Annotated in this window: 16 protein-coding genes and 2 tRNA genes; 4 read left to right on the top strand and 14 right to left on the bottom strand. The window is 37.1% G+C overall.

Features of this window, described 5'->3' with window-relative positions; all coding sequences use genetic code 11:
• Positions 1–91 precede the first annotated feature (91 nt).
• On the top strand, positions 92–448 hold the full coding sequence (locus DYE60_RS08840; protein ID WP_115316232.1) for a diacylglycerol kinase: 357 nt from the start codon (positions 92–94) through the stop codon (positions 446–448).
• Positions 449–489: 41 nt separating this feature from the next.
• On the opposite strand, the gene DYE60_RS08835 is transcribed toward DYE60_RS08840, so the two are convergent.
• The gene (locus DYE60_RS08835; RefSeq protein WP_115316231.1) at positions 490–1,722 is read right to left on the bottom strand and encodes a paraquat-inducible protein A; all 1,233 of its coding nucleotides are present in this window, start codon (positions 1,720–1,722) and stop codon (positions 490–492) included.
• Positions 1,723–1,847: 125 nt separating this feature from the next.
• On the opposite strand from DYE60_RS08835, the gene yceD reads away from it, so the two are divergent.
• Together yceD and rpmF are read left to right on the top strand one after the other, a co-directional pair.
• On the top strand, positions 1,848–2,369 hold the full coding sequence (gene yceD, locus DYE60_RS08830; RefSeq protein ID WP_115316230.1) for a 23S rRNA accumulation protein YceD: 522 nt from the start codon (positions 1,848–1,850) through the stop codon (positions 2,367–2,369).
• A 23-nt stretch (positions 2,370–2,392) separates the two neighbouring features.
• Positions 2,393–2,554, top strand: a complete 162-nt coding sequence (gene rpmF, locus DYE60_RS08825) for a 50S ribosomal protein L32 (RefSeq protein WP_115316229.1) — start codon at positions 2,393–2,395, stop codon at positions 2,552–2,554.
• Between the two features lie 94 nt (positions 2,555–2,648).
• Here the strand turns inward: rpmF and manA are convergent, their stop codons facing one another.
• From manA to DYE60_RS08760, 13 genes are all read right to left on the bottom strand, one after another.
• Positions 2,649–3,833, bottom strand: coding sequence for a mannose-6-phosphate isomerase, class I (manA, locus tag DYE60_RS08820; RefSeq protein WP_115316228.1), 1,185 nt, complete (start codon positions 3,831–3,833; stop codon positions 2,649–2,651).
• A 216-nt stretch (positions 3,834–4,049) separates the two neighbouring features.
• Positions 4,050–5,234 carry an elongation factor Tu gene (gene tuf / locus DYE60_RS08815; RefSeq protein WP_115316087.1) on the bottom strand — a complete coding sequence of 395 codons (1,185 nt, stop codon included), beginning with the start codon at positions 5,232–5,234 and terminating at the stop codon, positions 4,050–4,052.
• Positions 5,235–5,296: 62 nt separating this feature from the next.
• Positions 5,297–7,405 (bottom strand): elongation factor G, encoded by a 2,109-nt coding sequence (gene fusA / locus DYE60_RS08810; RefSeq protein WP_115316227.1) that lies wholly within the window; start codon positions 7,403–7,405, stop codon positions 5,297–5,299.
• A 96-nt stretch (positions 7,406–7,501) separates the two neighbouring features.
• The gene (gene rpsG / locus DYE60_RS08805) at positions 7,502–7,972 is read right to left on the bottom strand and encodes a 30S ribosomal protein S7 (RefSeq protein ID WP_115316226.1); all 471 of its coding nucleotides are present in this window, start codon (positions 7,970–7,972) and stop codon (positions 7,502–7,504) included.
• A 108-nt stretch (positions 7,973–8,080) separates the two neighbouring features.
• Positions 8,081–8,455, bottom strand: a complete 375-nt coding sequence (gene rpsL / locus DYE60_RS08800) for a 30S ribosomal protein S12 (protein ID WP_115316225.1) — start codon at positions 8,453–8,455, stop codon at positions 8,081–8,083.
• Positions 8,456–8,641: 186 nt separating this feature from the next.
• Positions 8,642–11,482, bottom strand: coding sequence for a ribonuclease E (rne, locus tag DYE60_RS08795; RefSeq protein WP_115316224.1), 2,841 nt, complete (start codon positions 11,480–11,482; stop codon positions 8,642–8,644).
• A 307-nt stretch (positions 11,483–11,789) separates the two neighbouring features.
• A tRNA-Asn gene (locus DYE60_RS08790) sits at positions 11,790–11,865 on the bottom strand.
• Positions 11,866–11,874: 9 nt separating this feature from the next.
• Positions 11,875–11,950: transfer RNA gene (locus DYE60_RS08785), tRNA-Phe, on the bottom strand.
• A 123-nt stretch (positions 11,951–12,073) separates the two neighbouring features.
• On the bottom strand, positions 12,074–13,138 hold the full coding sequence (mltC, locus tag DYE60_RS08780) for a membrane-bound lytic murein transglycosylase MltC (RefSeq protein ID WP_115316223.1): 1,065 nt from the start codon (positions 13,136–13,138) through the stop codon (positions 12,074–12,076).
• Complete coding sequence (locus DYE60_RS08775; RefSeq protein ID WP_115316222.1) at positions 13,138–13,413, bottom strand: oxidative damage protection protein; 276 nt, start codon at positions 13,411–13,413, stop codon at positions 13,138–13,140. The genes mltC and DYE60_RS08775 overlap by 1 nt, the downstream gene beginning before the upstream one ends.
• Positions 13,414–13,416: 3 nt before the next feature.
• On the bottom strand, positions 13,417–14,520 hold the full coding sequence (gene mutY, locus DYE60_RS08770; RefSeq protein WP_115316221.1) for an A/G-specific adenine glycosylase: 1,104 nt from the start codon (positions 14,518–14,520) through the stop codon (positions 13,417–13,419).
• A gap of 89 nt (positions 14,521–14,609) precedes the next feature.
• Positions 14,610–16,028: a tRNA (N6-isopentenyl adenosine(37)-C2)-methylthiotransferase MiaB gene (gene miaB, locus DYE60_RS08765; RefSeq protein WP_115316220.1), complete on the bottom strand. Its 1,419-nt coding sequence runs from the start codon at positions 16,026–16,028 to the stop codon at positions 14,610–14,612.
• A 222-nt stretch (positions 16,029–16,250) separates the two neighbouring features.
• A complete protein-coding gene (locus DYE60_RS08760; RefSeq protein WP_115316219.1) occupies positions 16,251–16,715 on the bottom strand; it encodes an outer membrane lipoprotein in 465 nt (154 codons plus the stop codon).
• 208 nt (positions 16,716–16,923) lie between these two features.
• Here DYE60_RS08760 and argS point away from each other — a divergent pair, with 208 nt between their 5' ends.
• Positions 16,924–18,651 carry an arginine--tRNA ligase gene (argS, locus tag DYE60_RS08755; RefSeq protein WP_115316218.1) on the top strand — a complete coding sequence of 576 codons (1,728 nt, stop codon included), beginning with the start codon at positions 16,924–16,926 and terminating at the stop codon, positions 18,649–18,651.
• The last annotated feature ends 54 nt before the right edge of the window (positions 18,652–18,705 follow it).

Raw genomic sequence — 18,705 nt, 5'->3', positions numbered from 1 at the left:
ACATTTAGAATAATATTTTTTACGCTTTTAAAAATCTTGTTATAATTCTGTCTCAATATTTTTTAGCATCTCTCTTTATTTAGGAAAATTTATGCAAAAACATACTGGTTTTACGCATCTTTTTAAAGCAACAATCTACTCTTTACAAGGCTTAAAAGCCGCCTTTAAATACGAAGCAGGATTTCGCCACGAAGTGCTAGGAGCGATTTTTCTGATTCCTCTCGCATTCGTTTTAGGCGAAACAAAAATAGAAATTGCGTTAATGATTGCCTCAGTGCTAATGGTTTTCGTCACAGAATTATTAAATAGTGGCCTCGAAGCCATTGTGGATCGTGTAGGCACGGAATATCACGAATTATCTGGACGAGCCAAAGATCTTGGTTCTGCCGCTGTCTTTATGGCAATGGTGACCTGTGCGGTTGTTTGGGCAATTATTCTGTTTCTGTAACTTATTTAAATAAATGGTAAATCATCATCTCGTTTTACCATTTATTTCTTCTCTTTGTGTATATCCCACAACATTTTTGCATCTAAATTTGAAGATGAAATCATTGTTAAAAATACTGCAGAGCCAAAAAATACCGCTGCACCACCTACAGAAAAGCTAATAATTTGCCCTCGTTCAACCAATGACATCATCAATGCCAGCACAAATAAATCTAACATCGACCAACGGCCAACAAAATGCACATAATGTAATAACTTCAACTGTCTGTGAATGTTATGTTTCCAACGATAACGAATCGCTAACAATAAATAAAAAATGATGGCAACTTTACTAAATGGCACAAAAATACTCGCAATAAATACAATCGCAGCCACAGCATAACTACCCATATCAATAAATAGCATTACTCCTGAAATCAACGAATCCGCAGAAATTGAACCAGCAAAAAGTGTACTTGAAATAGGCAAAATATTGGCTGGAATCATCATTATTGTGCCTGCAATAAGCGTCGCCCAAACGCGTTGCAATTTTACTTTTTCAGATACCGATAAATTACTTTCACAGCGAGGACAGCGTAACTGCCCTTTTTTATCCATAATTTGCTCTGCAAACGTATATTCACACACAGAACACAACTGCACATCACTAGAACAGTCTGGCGATACATTATGATATTCTGGATAAAATTCTTGCCACATTCGTTTAAGATCAATTTTAATAAATAATAATGTCATCGAAACAGCTGTAATCAAAAAAGCAGAAAGATAAATATCAAAATGTAACTGAGCATATTCACGAACTTTAAATGCAGCAACCCCTAATGCCACAAGATAAACATCTAGCATTACCCATTGCTGAGCCTTAGACAACAACAATAAACTGTAATGAGGACGCTGTTTAATGAGTCGTTGCAAAGCGATTAACACAACGAGAGAAGCAAAAGCAACGGGCATAATCACAGAGCAGAAAAGTACCATAAAAGCCGTTATAGCATAACCAGAGGTTGCCATTTTCCAAACGCCCCCCCATACCGAAGCATAGATAGGCACGCCCAATAGGTCAATATTCATCAACGGAAAACTTAAACCAAAAGGAAGCAAGATTAAAATAGCAATGGCCAAAATCGTACACCGAGTCAAACTCCAAGAGCTACCTTGTTGTAAAATTTCATCACAATTTGGACAGTAAGCGGTATGATTTTGATCAGAATTTGCAATTTTTATTACCGAATTACATTCTTTACAGCATTGTAAATAGGAGGAATCTTGTTTCATTTATGGATAATAATTAGAAAAATGAGCTATTATTGTCTATGATTTAACAAATTTTGCAAGTAAGTTCTAAAAAATTTCATTTTCTCTTTGACTATTTTGCTTTCTGTATGTAATATTTGCACCCTATGAAAAAGGTAAAACTACCCCTAACAATTAACCCAAGAAAAGATGCACAGCATCGAGCAGACTATGAAGGTGTTTTTGTAAATGCCCAATTAAAACGCTTAGGCGAAATTGTTAGACAGGTGCAAAGTGATGCACAAATTACTCTATCGCTTGGTATCGATTCACAAGGCTTGACTGTAATGAAAGGTACAGCACAAGTTGATGTTGAGTTAGAATGTCAGCGTTGTGGTAACCCATTTTCACAAACATTGGAATGTAACTTTAGTTTCAGTCCAGTATCAAATATGGATCAGGCGGACAATTTGCCCGAAATTTACGAGCCAATGGAATTAAATGAATTTGGCGAAGTAAATTTACTAGATATAATTATTGACGAATTTATTCTAAATTTACCCCTAGTCCCGAAACATGATGATGAACACTGTGAAGTGTCCGTGGCGGATATGGTATTTGGTGAAATTCCTGACGAGGAAGCAAAAAAACCAAATCCGTTCGCTGTATTAGCTAACTTAAAAAAATAATCTAGATTATAGGAGTATGGCCAATGGCTGTTCAACAAAACCGTAAAACTCGTTCAAAACGTGGCATGCGTCGTTCACACGATGCTTTAACAACTGCAGCAGTATCAGTAGATGCTCGTGGTGAAACTCATTTACGTCACCACGTAAGTGCAGATGGTTTCTACAAAGGTCGTAAAATTAAGTAATTTTTTTACACTTTAAAGAACCAAAAAAACGAGAGCTTTTGCTCTCGTTTTTTTATTTCAAATATTCAGAAAAGAATTCTATTTTTATAACAACTTAACAATAAGCCCTAGCAATAATACCCAAACCAGTTAATTGATAATTTCCTAAACAATATCCTACAAATACTGATTCACCTTTTTTCAACATAATCTCTTTACCAAATGATGAAACACAAATATTCCCTTCAATACAAAATAGAATTTCAGCACTATTAAGCGGTATATTTTTAGCTTGTTTTTGCACATTAATGATCGCAAATTTAAAGTCGTCAACAGGAATAGGGTATTCATTCTCTGCATTGGGTTGCATTTTAATACGCTCTGGCAAAATTGACTCAAATTTAGTATTCGCAATAAGTTCTGGCACATCTATATATTTAGGTGTTAAACCTGCTCTCAATACATTATCCGAATTCGCCATTATTTCAAGCCCTGTGCCTTCAATATAAGCGTGAGGCGTTTCTGCATATAAAAACATTGCTTCATTTGGCTGTAATTCTACTAAGTTAAAAAGTAATGGAGAAAGTAACCCTATATCATTTGAATAAAATTGTGCAAAATGATGAATATATTTAACCGCTTGTTTGCCTTGCTCTGTTTCTGAACCTTGCTTTAATCGCTCAAATAAAGCCTTTAAAGTGACTTGCTTTTGAGCTTCACTCAAAGACATTATTTCCTTGAAAAATAGCTTTAACCCTTCACTATTAGGCTGATCTTTAAATCTAGAAAATGAATCTGTAAGAGGGGCTAAATTCATTTCTTCAAACAATGCAATAATTTGCTCAATGGGGCGAAAGCCATTCATCGCTTTATATTTTGTTAAAGCATAAACCAACTCAGGCTTATGATTAGGATCTTTATAGTTACGATTAGGTGCTTTTAAATCAATACCTAATTTATTCTCTTTGGAAAAACCGAGTTCTGCATTCGCTTTATTGGGATGTACTTGAATGGATAATGGCTCTGCAGCACATAGCACTTTAAATAAAAAAGGTAACTCTCCAAAGCAAGAAGCGGTCTGATTTCCTAAATAATTTGCAATATCCTGATTGATCAATTCAGATAATAACTCGCCTGTTTCTGCATTTTTAGAACAACCATTCGAATGAGCCCCCATCCACAATTCCGCTTGAGGTTGATTATTTGGATTAGCAATATCAAATAATTTAGCGAGAGATGTTTTACTTCCCCACGAATAATTTTGAATAACATTATCTAATTTAAACAGATACTTTTGCATAATATTTTCCTAGTAAGTCATATTTGTCATTTTATAAAATTATATATAAAACACATACAGTATTCTATCAAATAACCACTTTTACTCGGTTTCCGTTACTCTAACGCTAAATAAAATAACAATTTTTTGAGCTATATTTCGTTTTTATCAAAAATAAAAAAGGCGTATCTTTCGATACGCCTTTTCCTAGCATTTTGCTTTAATTAAATAATCTAATTATTTAATGATTTTAGCAACAACACCCGCACCTACTGTACGTCCACCTTCACGGATTGCGAAGCGTAAACCTTCGTCCATCGCGATTGGGTGAATTAGGCTTACTACCATTTGGATGTTATCACCTGGCATTACCATTTCTACGCCTTCTGGTAATTCGATTGTACCAGTTACGTCAGTTGTACGGAAGTAGAACTGTGGACGGTAACCTTTGAAGAATGGAGTGTGACGACCACCTTCATCTTTGCTTAATACGTAAACTTCTGATGTGAAGTCTGTGTGTGGTGTGATTGAACCTGGTTTAGCAAGTACTTGACCACGTTCGATTTCTTCACGTTTTGTACCACGTAATAATGCACCTACGTTCTCACCAGCACGACCTTCGTCTAGTAATTTACGGAACATTTCAACACCAGTTACAACTGTTTTTGTTGTTTCTTTGATACCAACGATTTCTACTTCATCACCAGTACGGATGATACCACGCTCAACACGACCTGTTACTACTGTACCACGACCTGAAATTGAGAATACATCTTCAATTGGTAATAAGAATGGTTGGTCAATTGCACGCTCTGGCTCTGGAATGTAGCTGTCTAAGTGTGCTGCTAATTCTAAGATTTTTTCTTCCCACTCTGCTTCGCCTTCTAACGCTTTTAACGCTGAACCACGAACGATTGGTGTATCATCACCTGGGAAGTCATAGTCTGAAAGAAGTTCACGAACTTCCATTTCAACTAATTCTAATAATTCTTCATCATCTACCATATCACATTTGTTTAAGAATACGATGATGTAAGGAACACCTACTTGGCGACCTAATAAGATGTGCTCACGTGTTTGTGGCATTGGACCATCTGTTGCAGCTACTACTAAGATTGCTCCGTCCATTTGTGCAGCACCTGTGATCATGTTTTTCACATAGTCCGCGTGTCCTGGACAGTCAACGTGTGCATAGTGACGAGTTTCTGTATCATATTCAACATGTGAAGTATTGATAGTAATACCACGTGCTTTTTCTTCTGGTGCGTTATCGATTTGTGAGAAATCGCGTTTTTCTCCACCAAACTGCTTAGAAAGTACTGCTGTAATTGCAGCAGTTAAAGTTGTTTTACCGTGGTCAACGTGACCGATTGTACCCACGTTTACGTGTGGCTTAGTACGTTCAAATTTTTGTTTAGACATTTGTCAAATTCCCTTAGAGAGAGATCTATAACACTCTATGTGTTATAGATCGGTTTATAAAATTACTTCTTACGAGCTTCGATAATTGCTTCTGCAATATTTCTTGGTGCTTCTGCGTATTTCAATGGTTCCATTGAGTATGATGCACGACCTTGAGTTTGTGAACGAAGATCCGTTGCATATCCGAACATTTCAGATAATGGAACTTGTGCTCGAACTGTTTTACCAAGACCAGTATCATCCATACCTTCAACTAAACCACGACGACGGTTTAAGTCACCAATTACATCACCCATATATTCTTCAGGTGTTTCTACTTCAACTTTCATCAATGGTTCAAGTAATACTGGTTCTGCTTTACCGAATGCTGATTTAAACGCTAACGATGCAGCAAGTTTAAATGCTAATTCAGATGAATCTACATCATGGTATGAACCGAAGTGTAAACGAACACCGATATCAACTACTGGGTAACCAGCTAATGGACCAGATTTAAGTTGTTCTTGGATACCTTTATCAACTGCTGGAATGTATTCACTTGGAATAACCCCACCTTTGATCTCATTGATAAATTCGTAACCTGGACCATCTTCCACTGCTTCTAGTGGATATAAATCGATCACAACGTGACCATATTGACCACGACCACCAGATTGTTTTGCATGTTTACCTTCAACGTCATTAACACGTGTACGGATTGTTTCACGGTAAGATACTTGTGGTTTACCAACGTTCGCTTCAACTTTAAATTCACGACGCATACGGTCAACGATGATATCTAAGTGTAACTCACCCATACCTGAAATGATTGTTTCGCCAGATTCTTCATCCGTGTGAACACGGAATGAAGGGTCTTCTTGTGCTAAACGACCTAATGCAAGACCCATTTTTTCTTGGTCAGCTTTAGTTTTTGGTTCAACAGCAACAGAGATTACTGGTTCTGGGAATTCCATACGTTCAAGAATGATTGGTGCATTTTGATCACATAAAGTATCACCTGTAGTTACATCTTTTAAGCCGATTGCAGCTGCGATGTCACCTGCACGAACTTCTTTGATCTCTTCACGTTTGTTTGAGTGCATTTGAACGATACGACCGAAACGCTCACGTTTTTGACGTACAGAGTTCATTACTGTATCACCAGAGTTAACCACACCAGAGTAAACGCGGAAGAAGGTTAAGTTACCTACAAATGGATCAGTTGCGATTTTAAATGCTAATGCAGAGAATGGTTCGTCATCAGATGCATGACGTTCACCTTCTGTTTCATCAAGGTTGATACCTTTAATTGCAGGAACTTCTGTTGGTGCAGGTAAGTAATCGATAACTGCGTCAAGCATTGCTTGAACACCTTTATTTTTAAATGCAGAACCACAAGTTACAAGAATGATTTCATTTGCAAGAACACGTTTACGTAATGCTGCTTTGATTTCTTCTTCAGTTAATTCTTCACCGCCGAAGTATTTGTCCATTAGTTCATCAGATGCTTCTGCCGCTGCTTCAACTAATTTACCACGCCATTCTTCACATAATTCGGCCATATCTGCTGGAATATCTTCATAGGTAAATGTCATACCCATATCTTCTTCATTCCAGTTGATCGCTTTCATTTTGATTAAATCAACGACACCTTTGAAGTTATCTTCTGCACCGATAGGAAGTTGAAGTGCTACTGACTCACCACCTAAACGTGTTTTGATTTGTTCAACAACACGTAGGAAGTTTGCACCAGTACGGTCCATTTTGTTCACGAATGCAATACGTGGAACATGATATTTGTTTGCTTGACGCCATACTGTTTCTGACTGAGGTTGAACACCACCTACAGCACAGTAAACCATTACTGCACCATCAAGAACACGCATTGAACGCTCTACTTCGATAGTAAAGTCAACGTGTCCTGGAGTATCGATGATGTTGATACGATGTTGATCGTATTGTTGTGACATACCTTGCCAGAAGGTTGTTGTCGCAGCTGATGTGATTGTGATTCCACGCTCTTGTTCTTGTTCCATCCAGTCCATCGTAGCTGCACCATCGTGCACCTCACCGATTTTATGACTAAGACCTGTATAGAATAAGATACGCTCAGTTGTTGTTGTTTTACCAGCATCAATGTGAGCACTAATACCGATATTACGATATCTTTCAATCGGGGTTGTACGAGCCATACTATTTCCTAACTTATTTTAAAAATTTTTTATATAACAAGGCTTCATCGCATAATAATGTATGTGATGAAGCCTAAAAATAAAACGATATTTCTATTACCAGCGGTAATGTGCAAACGCTTTATTCGCTTCAGCCATACGGTGTACGTCTTCACGTTTTTTCACCGATGTACCTTTGTTTTCTGTTGCATCAGAAAGTTCGTTAGCTAAACGTAATGCCATAGATTTATCACCACGTTTACGTGCTGCATCTACGATCCAACGCATTGCTAGTGCATTACGACGCACTGGACGAACTTCAACTGGCACTTGGTAAGTTGAACCACCAACACGGCGAGATTTAACCTCAACTGTTGGGCGTACATTTTCAAGTGCTTCTTCAAATGCTTCTAATGGCTCTTTACCAGTACGTTGTGCTAACGTATCTAGTGCACCATAGACGATTGATTCTGCGATAGATTTTTTACCATCTATCATTAAAACATTAATAAATTTCGCAAGTAATTCTGATCCGAACTTAGGATCTGGAAGGATCTTGCGTTGTCCAATAACACGACGACGTGGCATTGCAAATTCTCCGTATAAATCTTCAGGATATCCAAAACTCTTTTGACTGGAGTTTGGTATAAATATAAATAACTAAATTAACGTTTGGCCTTACTTAACGGAGAACCATTAAGATTTAGGACGTTTAACGCCGTATTTAGAACGTGCTTGTTTACGATCTTTTACGCCAGCACAGTCTAATGCGCCACGTACGGTATGGTAACGTACACCAGGTAAGTCTTTAACACGACCACCACGGATAAGAACAACACTATGCTCTTGAAGGTTATGACCCTCACCACCGATGTAAGAAGTTACTTCGTAACCATTTGTTAAACGAATACGGCAAACTTTACGTAATGCTGAATTCGGTTTTTTAGGTGTAGTTGTGTACACACGTGTACACACGCCACGTTTCTGCGGGCAAGCCTCTAATGCAGGAACGGTGCTTTTTACAACCTTTTTCACACGCGGTTTGCGTACTAATTGGTTGATAGTTGCCATTAAAAAACTCCAGTTTAAATTTGAATATTAATTAAAAATCCTTTTCTTACTAGAAAAGGATGTTTGATTTTATTGTTTTCTTAGATAATTGTCAAGAAATTATGCAAAATAGAGAATATAAGCGGTCTGATTTTTACTAAGATTTGCAAATATTCTCTTTTTCATTTTTTACTCTAATTCAGACTATTATTTCGCATCTTCATCAAATATTGCTACTCTAGGAGCTGAATAAATATGACTTATTGCACTTGAATGCCCACCAAAGCCTTTTCCATAGAAATAATAACGAGAATCTTGCCATTGTACAGCGTTGAACTCTACGTTTGTTTCAACAGGAGTTTCAGGTAAAGTCATCTCTGCACGAGTGTGTTTTGCTCGTGAAATCGTTCCCAATGCTCCTTCAAATTTATAATCACTTTTATAAACTTGAGGTTTAGGAATTTCTACCATAGCAGCATCCTGCACATTTTCAGTCGATTGAGCAGCTGCTTTCACTTTATTTAGTCTTTCATTTTTTTCTTTAACTAAATCTCTTTCTGATTTTTGAGTAACAACATTCCCCAAAGGTATTGATGAACTTTCAATAGCCGAATTATCTAATACAGGCATAACTGGGCTTGATACATCTGCTTTTTTCTGTTGCTCTAACATTTCTTCCACAGAAAGGAAATTTGGTTTAGCTTCAGTCTCTGCCATTTTGTATTCTTTAACCCAAATCTTACCGCTTGCCATTTCTGGTGACATTACCGCTGAGGTTAATTTCATACCTTGTTGCGTTGCAGTAGAATGGCGACGCTGATTTCCTACACGCAAATGGCGAGGTAAACGACGACGAGAACCGCCTTTTTCAGTGTTATCACTTTGCGTAATAACATTTTCAATAGGCTGAGTTAATTTTGTTTCAACATTTTGTTCTACTCGCTGTAACGGTTGAGATTGTTTTGATTGCTTCGCTTGTTCTAGTTCAGTAATAACTTGCTCTTGTGGAAGCTGTTCTTCGACTAGTGCTGTCTCTATTACCTCTTCTTGAATACGAATTTGTTTACGTAAATCACGACGCTGACGGCGTTCAACAATTTTATTTGTTGGTTTTTCCACTGTTCTTTTAGCTGGCTGTTTTTTCTCTACAACCGCTTTTTCTGTAACTACTTTTTCTTCAATAACTTTATTTTTCTTAATATCGTTATTCTGTTCTCTCACTTTTACATCAGTTTGAGTTTTACGTTTGTTACGATTTGGACGCTCTTTACGATTACGTTTATCACGCTGATTTTGTGGCTTAGCCTGACGTTTTGCTTTCTTAGGAGCTTCTTCTTCAACCGTTAACATTGATTTAATTTTAGCAACAACACGACTTAATAATGACACTTTTTTTACTTTCGGCATTGGTGCTGGCTGTAAATTTAAGTCGCTATTTTGTAATACTGATTCAACCGTAATGACTGGTTCACTTGTCTGAGGGGCATTCACAGGTGCAAAAGTAGGAACAAAATTCGCATCTTCTTCTTTTGCTTGATAGAATTTTGCAAGATCATAGCTTAATGTTGATGACACTTCATTTTCACGCAAGCGATATACATTGAAATGTGGCGTTTCAATATTTTCATTTGGCACAATCATCACATTCACATTATGACGTTTTTCAATACTATCAACAGCTTTACGTTTTTCATTTAATAGATAAGAAGCCACTTCCACAGGTACAACTGCATGTACTTGTTTTGAATTATCTTTGATCGCTTCTTCTTCAACTAAACGCAAAATAGATAAGGCAATAGATTCATTATCACGCACTTTACCTGTTCCTTGACAACGAGAACAGATATGCGATGAGGCTTCACTTAATGAAGAACTTAAACGTTGGCGTGACATTTCAAGCAAACCAAAACGAGAGATTCGGCTAAATTGAATTCTAGCACGATCTTGGCGTACAGCATCACGAATACGGTTTTCTACTTCACGTTGATGACGAACTGGCGTCATATCAATGAAGTCAATCACAATTAAACCACCTAAATCACGTAAACGTAATTGACGAGCGATTTCATCAGCTGCTTCAAGATTGGTATTTAATGCCGTTTCCTCAATATCCCCTCCACGTGTTGCACGTGCAGAGTTGATATCAATCGCCGTTAATGCTTCTGTCACATCAATAACGATTGAACCACCCGAAGGTAAACGAACTTCTCTTTGGAATGCAGATTCAATTTGTGATTCAATTTGATAGTGACTGAAAAGTGGCACTTCACCTTCATATAATTTTACACGATTGATAAAATCAGGACGCACTAAACTAATATGATTTCTAGCTTTTTCGAAAACTTTTTTATTATCAATTAAGACTTCGCCAATATCGCGACGTAAATAATCACGAATTGCACGCAGAATCACATCACTTTCTTGATGAATAAGGAATGGAGCTTGGCGAGTATCTGCCGCCTTTTTAATCGCATTCCAGTGGTGTAATAAAACTTGTAAATCCCACTGTAATTCTTCTGGCGATTTACCCACACCAGCAGTTCTCACAATTAGCCCCATATTATCAGGGACATTTAAATTACTTAGAGCTTCTTTTAATTCTTGACGCTCTTCTCCTTCAATACGACGAGAAATACCACCTGCACGAGGATTATTTGGCATTAAAACTAAATAACTACCCGCTAATGAAATAAAAGTCGTTAACGCTGCCCCCTTATTTCCACGCTCTTCTTTATTTACCTGAATAATAACTTCTTGCCCTTCTTTAATCACATCTTTAATGCTTGGGCTACCTTGAAATACATATCCCTCAGGGAAATATTCACGGGAAATTTCTTTTAGTGGAAGGAAACCGTGACGATCTGTACCATAATCGACGAATGCCGCTTCAAGACTTGGTTCTACACGGGTAATTTTACCTTTATAAATATTTGATTTTTTTTGCTCGTGACCCGGATTTTCAATATCCAAGTCAAATAAACGTTGCCCATCAACGAGAGCAACTCGCAACTCTTCTTTTTGAGTTGCATTGATTAACATTCTTTTCATTGTATTTTCTCTTAATCTGTCTTGTTATCCCTTAAACCTTACCGATCTCACGAGCGTTAAACAAAGGGCTAAATAATATTTGGTTTACGTCTTATATCTATATATTGCGTAAGTGTTTTTGTTGCGTAACAAAACCGCCATCTAAGCGGTTAAAATTATTTTGTTTTTGGGAAAAATTTTAAATAAACAAAAACGCCTAATTATGACATTGATGACAGTTAATAAGCAAGGCTATTGTAGATTATTTTGAAATGTTTTTGAGATAAAAAAGAAAACGCTGATTATTTCTAATCAGCGTTTAAGAATTTGGCTCCTCCTGCTGGACTTGAACCAGCGACATATGGATTAACAGTCCACCGTTCTACCGACTGAACTAAGGAGGAATTGAGAGATGGTGCCTCGAGGCGGAATCGAACCACCGACACGGGGATTTTCAATCCCCTGCTCTACCGACTGAGCTATCGAGGCATCTCGTCTTTGCGGGGTGTATTAAACCGTTTTTTACGCCCCTCGTCAAACACTTTTTTCAAAAAATTTAAAAAAAACGTTTAACAGATTGCTTTGTGAGCAAATCATCTAAAAAAACGTCAACTATCTGACGTTATGATACTCTTTATAGGCTTTATTTACTTTTAATAAATAATTTCTTGCCTGAGCTGATGGATGCTTGTTGGTCAAAATTTGATAAACTAATTCAGGTGATAAACGATTTATTTTATCAATTGCTCGTGAATTATCATTATCAAATACTCGTAACACAGCTCCTGCTCCACTATTATATGCTGAAATCATCGCATAACGCATTGAAATTGGGTTATTGATTCCCGCTAAATAATCATTTTTAAGAATATGTAAGTAGGTGGTACCTGCATCAATATTATTTTGTGGGTTATAAAGGTAGTTACGACTCGGTTTACCACTTTTTCCTTTATATTTGAATATATCAATCCCCGCTGTACGAGGTACAACTTGCATTAACCCAATCGCATTCGCATAACTTACAGCATAAGGGTTAAAGCTTGATTCAGTTCGCATAATAGCTAAAATTAAATTAGGAGGAATGCCATAACGAGTAGCAACTTGACGAATAGTCGGTAAATATTTTCTCGCACGAGCCTCTACGTGATTAGCAACCATCGTAATCGTTACATAACTTACCACTCGCCCATTTTTAAGACGTCGTTTCTGTAATTTATTATGTAATAAATAATTAGCGTACTCACTAGCAATCATTATATTAGAAATAGAACGATTAAAATTATCTACAACCTGCCCTTGCAAGAAAGGATGGTTGCTAATTGGCGTATCCCCAGCAGCAAATAGGTCGATACCAGAAGCATCATTACCCATTAAAAGAGTATGAATAATCGCATTGCGTAACCGATTTGCATCTGCCAACGTTTCAATCGTAATACGCCCTTCCTCAAAGCTAATATGGGAACGAGTATAAAATTGATCCGTATATTTCACATAATCTTTTTTAGTGGCAACTAATAGTTCATTTACACCCCAAATCTTATCAATATTGCGTGAAAATTGCCCAGTTAAAATATCCAATCCTCTAGTATCTTTGGTGTAAACACGAGGTTGTTCCTTCGTCGAGCTACCGCAAGCAATCAAAAAAGGCAAAATAACCAGTGGAAATAGTTTTTTCATTACTTTTTATCCTCTGGCACATATCCCTCAATATGCACGTCTTTACCTTCAAATAAAAACTTCACCATTTCTGTTTCCAGTAATTTACGATGTTCGCTATCCATCATATTTAATTTTTTTTCATTAACTAACATCGTCTGCTTCTTGATCCACTCTGACCACGCTTGTTTACTGATCGAATCAAAAATTCGTTTACCAAGTTCACCTGGATAAAGTTGGAAATCTAAACCTTCTGCTTCTTTTTTTAAATACTCACAAAATACGTTACGAGCCATTGTTTACCTCTTATTATGTTTCAATTCATTTAAAATTCGTTTGATCGGCGTGGCAAGCCCCACCTTACTCGGATTGTCTAAATCATACCAATAATCTTGCTGTAAAGATATATTTGCATTATAAATCCCCTGATTTTCAGCGACACGAAGCGGTTCATTTTTTCTCTCTTTTTGCAAATCTAGATCAATAAGAATCGGAATGATATCTAAATGAAAATGGCTAAATGTATGCCGAAATGCAACTTGTTGATCCATTATTTTTAGTAAATTTTCATCAAAAAGTGACCGCTTCAATTCTTCTAAACTGTCAAATTGAGGAAAAGAAAACAATCCGCCCCACAATCCTTTTGCTTCTCTTTTTTCTAATAAAACCTTTGAGCCTTGCTTTAAAATCAAAAAATAGCTCTGTTTTTCAGGTAAGATTTTCTTTGGTTTTTTAGTAGGAAACTGTTCCCACACTTGCATTTCATTGGTTTTACACTGTTTTTCTAATGGGCAAAGCGTACATTTAGGTTTAGTTCGAGTGCAGATCATCGCACCTAAATCCATCATTGCCTGATTAAAATTAACGACACCTTCATTGTTAGGTGTAATTTGCTCTGAAAGTTCCCACAATTTATTCTCAACACTCTTTACACCGCTCCACCCTTCAACCATAAAAAAGCGAGCTAAAACACGCTTTACATTGCCGTCTAAAATAGGGTGAGGTTGCCCTAAAACCGAAGATAAAACAGCCCCAGCAGTACTTCGTCCCACACCTGATAATGCAAGTACATCATCAAAATTTGTCGGAAATTCACCATTGAATTTATCTCGAATTTGCACCGCTGCTTTATGCAAATTTCTAGCACGAGCATAGTAGCCAAGCCCAGTCCACAAATGAAGTACTTCATCAATATCTGCATTTGCTAAATCAACCACCGTTGGGAAACGCGTGATAAAACATTCAAAATAAGGAATAACCGTTGCAACCTGTGTTTGTTGTAACATCACTTCCGAAAGCCATACACTATATAAAGTCTTATTTTGTTGCCACGGTAAATTCTTGCGTCCATATTGTTGATACCAACTCAATACAGCAGTTGAAAAATTAAAATCTGATTGCATTTTCGATGCTCTTTATTTAAAAAATTGAATAAAAAACGGATACTTGCTCAGTATCCGTTTATATTTATACGATGAAAAGACAAAATAAATTAAACGACGAATTTACCCACACCTAACTCATCTTCTTTACGAGTACGAGCAATCACACTTTGTGGGCTTTCTGAAATACGTAATCCCATTTGATCTTCGGTACGTACTAATTCGCCTTTGCACGAGTTCATAAAGGTATCGGTAATTTTTACATCAACAAATGTACCGATTAAAGACGGATCGCCTTCAAAAGTCACGATACGGTTGGTTTCACTACGTCCAACAAGATGCATTACATTTTTCTTACTCACGCCTTCCACTAATAAACGCTGTTCTGTTCCCATCATTAAACGGGTAAATTGCGACGCGTTATTGTTGATACGTTGTTGCAAGCGATATAAACGCTCTTTTTTCTCTTCTTCGCTAACATCATCAGGCAAGTCAGCCGCAGGCGTACCTGGACGAGCCGAGTAAATAAAGCTAAACGACATATCAAAATTCACTTGCTCGATTAACTTCATTGTATCTTCAAAATCTTTGGCTGTTTCGCCCGGAAAGCCGACGATAAAGTCAGAACTGATTTGAATATTTGGACGAGCTTGGCGTAATTTACGAATAATTGCCTTAAATTCCAATGCCGTATGATTACGTTTCATCATTGTTAATACACGATCCGAGCCACTTTGAATCGGTAAATGTAAGAAACTGACTAGCTCGGGGGTATCACGATAAACATCAATAATATCATCAGTAAATTCAATCGGGTGGCTTGTGGTAAAACGTAAACGATCGATACCGTCAATCGATGCCACTAAACGTAATAATTCCGCAAAAGTGCAAATTCCACCATCAAAAGTTGCTCCACGATACGCATTTACATTTTGCCCTAATAAATTCACTTCACGCACGCCTTGTGCCGCAAGTTGTGCAATTTCAAATAACACATCATCCACAGGACGGCTCACTTCTTCACCACGAGTATAAGGCACTACGCAGAACGAACAATACTTGTTACAGCCTTCCATAATAGAAACGAAAGCCGTTGCCCCTTCGGCACGTGGCTCTGGTAAATTATCGAATTTCTCAATTTCTGGGAAGCTAATATCAATAATTGGATTGCCGTTTCGCTTATTTAACATTTCAGGCAAACGGTGTAAGGTTTGTGGTCCAAAAATCATATCCACATAAGGCGCTCGCTCACGGATATGCTCACCTTCTTGCGATGCTACACAGCCCCCAACCCCAATCACTAAATCAGGTTTATTCTTTTTAAGGTTTTTCCAACGCCCCAACTGATGGAATACCTTTTCTTGTGCTTTTTCACGGATTGAACAGGTATTTAAAAGCAACACATCAGCTTCTTCTGCATTATCGGTTAATTCAAATCCGTGGGTTTCATTCAGCAGATCCGCCATTTTTGATGAATCATATTCATTCATCTGACAGCCCCACGTTTTAATATGTAATTTCTTTGCCATTATAAAATATATCTTAAAATAAATAGGTTAAAATAAAAATGCGTTTTCAACTTTCACAAACGCTTTGAGGTAACAGAATATTTTACCTTTTTGTGTGTTTTATCGCTAGTGTTTATTTTTAGGAATCAAAAAGTATGAAAGGGAATTGATACAATAATAGAGATGTAATATGACATCTCTATTATTTATATGTTAAGAATAATTAAAGAAACTCGGTCTTAATTAAAGCAAAGAAACATTCAAATCAGAGCTTGAACCTACGATTCTTACACGTTTACCTGGTAAAAATCCTGCTTCTTTTTTCTGAACAACCACAATTTCTTGACCGTTGTCTTTACGAATAACAAGTTCCATTGAAGCAACTTGATTAACTTTTTGTTCAGCTTTGTTACCTACAACAGCACCAGCAATAGCACCTACTGCGGTCGCGATATCTTGACCTTTACCACCACCAACGGTTGAACCTAAAATGCCACCGATAGCTCCGCCGCCTAAACCACCGATAATACCTTCACTTTGTGCTTGAATTTTTACATCACGCACAGAAACAATTTTTCCGTAGCTGATTGAGCGAGCTTCTTTTGCTTGTGAACCTGTGTAAACATCGCCACTGAAAATGTCTTGGTTTGCACAACCTGTTAAACCTAAGGTTGTCGCAAGGGCTAATGTTAAAGCTAATTTTTTCACGTTATTTTCCTCTTAAATAAAAAAGACTAAAAGATAATCTTTTAGTATGGACAACTCATTATGACACTATTTCAGACAATTATCACTTAAATGAGTTCCTTTCTTATAAAATAAGCGATAAAATCGCCCCAAAGTTCTGCAAAAAATTGCAAAATTTAGTATTATTTTACGCAACTTTACACAATTTAATTAAATATGGGTTATTACTATGAATATTCAACAAATTCTATCAAAACAAGTTAAAGAAGCGATGGTGTTAGCAGGTGCAGATGAAAACTGCGAGACACTTGTTCGCCAATCAGGTAAGCCACAATTCGGCGACTATCAAGCAAACGGCATTATGGGCGTTGCGAAAAAGTTAGGCGTGAATCCTCGTGAATTTGCTCAAAAAGTATTAGACAAGGTTAATTTAGACGGCATTGCAGAAAAATTAGAAATTGCAGGTCCAGGCTTTATCAATATTTTCTTAAATCCACAATGGTTAGCACAAAATACTGAACAAGCACTGAGCAGTGAAAAACTGGGGATTGAACTTAATCAAGGGCAAACCGTTGTTATTGACTACTCTTCGCCAAACGTAGCAAAAGAAATGCACGTAGGACATTTACGTTCAACCATTATCGGTGATGCCGTCGTACGTTCATTAGAGTTTTTAGGCAATAAAGTGATTCGTGCGAACCATATTGGTGACTGGGGAACGCAGTTCGGTATGTTAATTGCTTACCTTGAAAAAATGGAAAATGAAGATGCGTCAGAAATGGAATTAAGTGACTTAGAAGCATTTTATCGTGATGCAAAAAAACATTATGATGAAGATGAAGAATTTGCGAAAAAAGCACGTGGCTATGTGGTAAAACTACAGGGTGGCGACGAATATTGTCATACAATGTGGCGTAAATTGGTTGATCTAACGATGAGCCAAAACCAAAAAAATTACGAGCGTTTAAACGTGACGTTAACCGAAAATGATGTAATGGGTGAAAGCTTATATAATCCAATGCTTCCAGACATTATGGAAGATTTAAAAGCACAAGGTTTAGCGGTAGAAAGTCAAGGGGCTTATGTGGTTTACCTTGATGAATTCAAAAATAAAGATGGCGATCCATTAGGGGTAATCGTACAAAAAGGTGACGGCGGATTCCTTTATACCACCACCGATATCGCTGCAGCAAAATATCGTTGCCACACGTTAAAAGCAAACCGTGCCTTAGTTTTCTCTGATTCTCGTCAAGCACAACATATGCAACAAGCGTGGTTAATCACACGTAAAGCGGGCTATGTACCAGACAGTTTCAGCCTTGAACATCACTACTTTGGTATGATGTTAGGTAAAGATGGCAAACCATTCAAAACACGTTCAGGCGGTACTGTTAAATTAGTGGATTTACTTGACGAAGCAGAAAGCCGTGCAGATAAATTGATTTCAGAAAAAAATCCAAACTTAACCCTTGATGAGAAAAAAGCAGTGGTTGACGCGGTTGCGATTGGTTCTGTGAAATATGCGGACTTATCAAAAAACCGTACCACAGATTATATTTTTGATTGGGATAATATGTTGAGTTTTGAAGGTAACACCGCACCTTATATGCAATATGCTTATACCCGTGTAAGTTCAATCTTCAATCGTGCTAATATCGATCCTAAAACTTTATCTGGCGAGCTTGTGATCAACGATGATAAAGAACGTGCCCTAGCCTTAAAATTATTACAATTTGAAGAAGCGGTAACAGTGGTCACCAAAGAAGGGACACCACACGTTTTATGTCAATACTTATATGAATTAGCGGGTACATTCTCTACCTTCTATGAAGCTTGCCCAATTTTAAGTGCGGAAGAAAGCGTGAAACAAAGCCGTTTGAAATTAGCTTATTTAACCTCTAAAACCTTGAAACAAGGCTTAGATTTATTAGGCATTAAAACCGTTGAAAAAATGTAATTTTTTACAAAAGTAAGCGGTCATTTTTTTATAAAAATTTACAAATCCCCCTTA

This window comes from Phocoenobacter uteri (assembly GCF_900454895.1).
Classification (GTDB): domain Bacteria; phylum Pseudomonadota; class Gammaproteobacteria; order Enterobacterales; family Pasteurellaceae; genus Phocoenobacter; species Phocoenobacter uteri.
Note: the sequence above shows the minus strand (reverse complement) of the source record. Positions and strands in the feature narration are given on the sequence as shown.